The sequence below is a fragment of the Actinomadura logoneensis genome (assembly GCF_003428695.1).
Lineage (GTDB): Bacteria > Actinomycetota > Actinomycetes > Streptosporangiales > Streptosporangiaceae > Spirillospora > Spirillospora logoneensis.
In genome coordinates this window covers 1-2,391 of record NZ_QURH01000631.1, presented here as the reverse complement: position 1 = coordinate 2,391, position 2,391 = coordinate 1, and the positions used below count along the sequence as shown (strand labels likewise).

Genomic DNA, 2,391 nt, shown 5'->3' with positions numbered 1-2,391 from the left:
TGCCCGTCCCCGCCCGGGACGGCCCGGGGCGCCCGCACGCGGCCCCGGGACGCCCGCCGGAGACGGGGCGCGATTCCGTCCCCGGCGGGCCTCGCCGCCGAACCTAACCCGGCGGGACGCTCGAACACAAGCGCTTGCTCGGTTAGACTGGTGAACGGACCGGACGGCACGGCCCGAGCGCGAGGCGCGGCCCGAGCGGAACCGTTCCAAGGGACGGCCGGAACCCGCCGCGGAGGGCTCAGAGTTCGTACTGGATGGCGGTGCGGGACGCGATGAGCGGCTTCATGTCGTCCACCACGGCCCGGTGGACGGGGTCGTCCCGGTAGGTCGCGTACGCGTCGCGGTCGGCGAAGTCGGCCACGATCGCGAAGTCGGCGCCGCCGGCGTTGACCCCCGCGTTCGTCCCGAGGCTGTAGTCGCGGATCGCGGGGATCACGGCGGGCAGGTCGCGCAGCCGCGCGGCGACCTCCTCGACCTGGGCCGTGGTCGTACCCTCGATCCATGTGATCAGCACCACATGACGGAATCCGGTCATGGGAGCACCGTAGCGGTGGGTAGGAGAGAACCGGACGCCCCGGCCCGGCATCAGACAGACAAGACCCCGCGCCCCGCAAGACCGAAGAAGAACGTTTCCCTACGGGAATGAGTTCCCATGGATCGCGGTTGCAGCGGTTCGGAGGTGTCTTTCGTGGACCATGCGAAGCAGACGGCGCCGACCTGGCCGCACGCCGTCGCCACTCTGGGCGTCGGCGCGATGCTCTCCGTGCCCGCGGCGCACGGCACCCCACTCTGGCTCGACCGGTTGTCCCTGCTCACGACCGGGCGGCCGCTGGCGCCCGCGCACGCGGTCGTGCTCAGCATCGCCCTGGTCTTCGTCGCCCGCGGCGCGCTGCTGCGCCGCCGCGCCGCCTGGTACGGGCTGATGGCCATGGTCGGCATGGGCATGGCGGCCGTCGCGGTCGGCGGGGACGCCTCCTGGCGGCTGCCGCTGCTCGCCGCCGCCGCGGTCGCGCTCTGGGTCAGCCGCGACACCTTCGTCGTCCGCCCGCACCCCGACCGGATCCGGTCGGCCGTCCGGATCGGCGCGGTGCTCGTGGTGGCCGCCGCGGTCCTGACCGTCGTCCTCGGCGGCGTGACGATCAGCTCGGTCGGCCCGGACGTCGCGCACGGACTGTCGGCGACCGGCGGACCGTCCGGCGGCGCGGACTGGCTGCCCGGCGCGCTGTCGCTGATCGGCGGCGTCGGCCTGCTGGTCCTGGTGGTGACGCTGCTCGCGCCCGACCCCGCGCCGCCGCCCGGCGACGAGGACGAGCGGCGCCGCGTCGCGGGCCTGGTGGCCAACCCCGACTCCGACACCCTCGCGCCGTTCGCGCTGCGCCGCGACAAGGCGTACGTGTTCAGCCCGGACGGTCGCGCCGCGATCGGCTACCGCGTGCTGTTCGGCGTCGCGGTCGCGGGCGGCGACCCCGTCGGCGCGCGGGACGCGCACGGCGCCGCGATCAACGCGTTCCTGGAGCTGTGCCGCCGGGCCGGCTGGCGTCCGGCGGTGCTGGGCGCGAGCAGCGAGCTCCTGCCCGCCTGGGGCGGCCTGCGCTCGATCGGGTTCGGCGACGAGGTCGTGCTGTCCCCGGAGACGTTCACGCTGTCCGGACGGCAGATGCGCAACGTCCGGCAGGCCGTGAAGCGCACCCACAACTTCGGCGTGAAGACCGAGATCGTCCCGGAGCGGGAGCTCGGCGACGAGCTGCGCGGGAAGCTGCTGGACGTGGCGAGCCGGTCGCTGGGCGGCGCGGCCGAGCGCGGCTTCTCGATGAACCTGGACGAGCTGCTGACCGGCTACCACCCGGGCGCTGTCGTCGCCGTCGCCTACGACGAGGAGGGCGAGCCGATCGCCTTCCAGCGCTACGTCCTCGCGGGCCGGGGCCTCAGCCTCGACGCGATGCGCCGCCTCCCGGACGCCCCGAACGGCCTGAACGAGCGGCTGATCGTGGACGTCGCCGAGTGGGCGAAGGAGCAGCGGATCGACGTCGTGTCACTGAACTTCGCCGCGTTCCGCGAACTGCTCGACGCCGACGACCGCAACCCGGTCGAGAAGGCCGGCTACCAGGCCCTCCACCTGCTGGACCCGTGGATCGCGGTCGAGTCGCTGTACCTGTTCGACCGCAAGTTCCGGCCCGGCTACAAGCCGCGCAGCGTCGTGTTCCGGTCCTGGGCCGACATCGGCTGGCTCGCCGCCGCGCTGCTCACCCTGGAGTTCGGCCGCGTCGGCGAGGTCCCGGCCGCCGAGCACGCCCTGGAGCCGGTCGGCGACCCGTCCGCGATGGGCCACCACCTCCACTGAGCCTCTGACGAGAAAAGGGCCCGCCGCCCGGACCACGCGGTCCGGTGCGG

General features: G+C 74.0%; 2 protein-coding genes. One reads left to right on the top strand and one right to left on the bottom strand.

Translation table 11 applies throughout. The features are described from left to right. Positions 1-238: 238 nt before the first annotated feature. Entirely contained in the window at positions 239-535 is a 297-nt protein-coding gene (locus DZF91_RS24905) for a Dabb family protein (RefSeq protein WP_199486867.1), read from the bottom strand. 153 nt (positions 536-688) lie between these two features. Between DZF91_RS24905 and DZF91_RS24900 the strand changes: the two genes are divergently transcribed. After that, positions 689-2,341: a bifunctional lysylphosphatidylglycerol flippase/synthetase MprF gene (locus DZF91_RS24900; protein WP_158588041.1), complete on the top strand. Its 1,653-nt coding sequence runs from the start codon at positions 689-691 to the stop codon at positions 2,339-2,341. Positions 2,342-2,391: the final 50 nt, after the last annotated feature.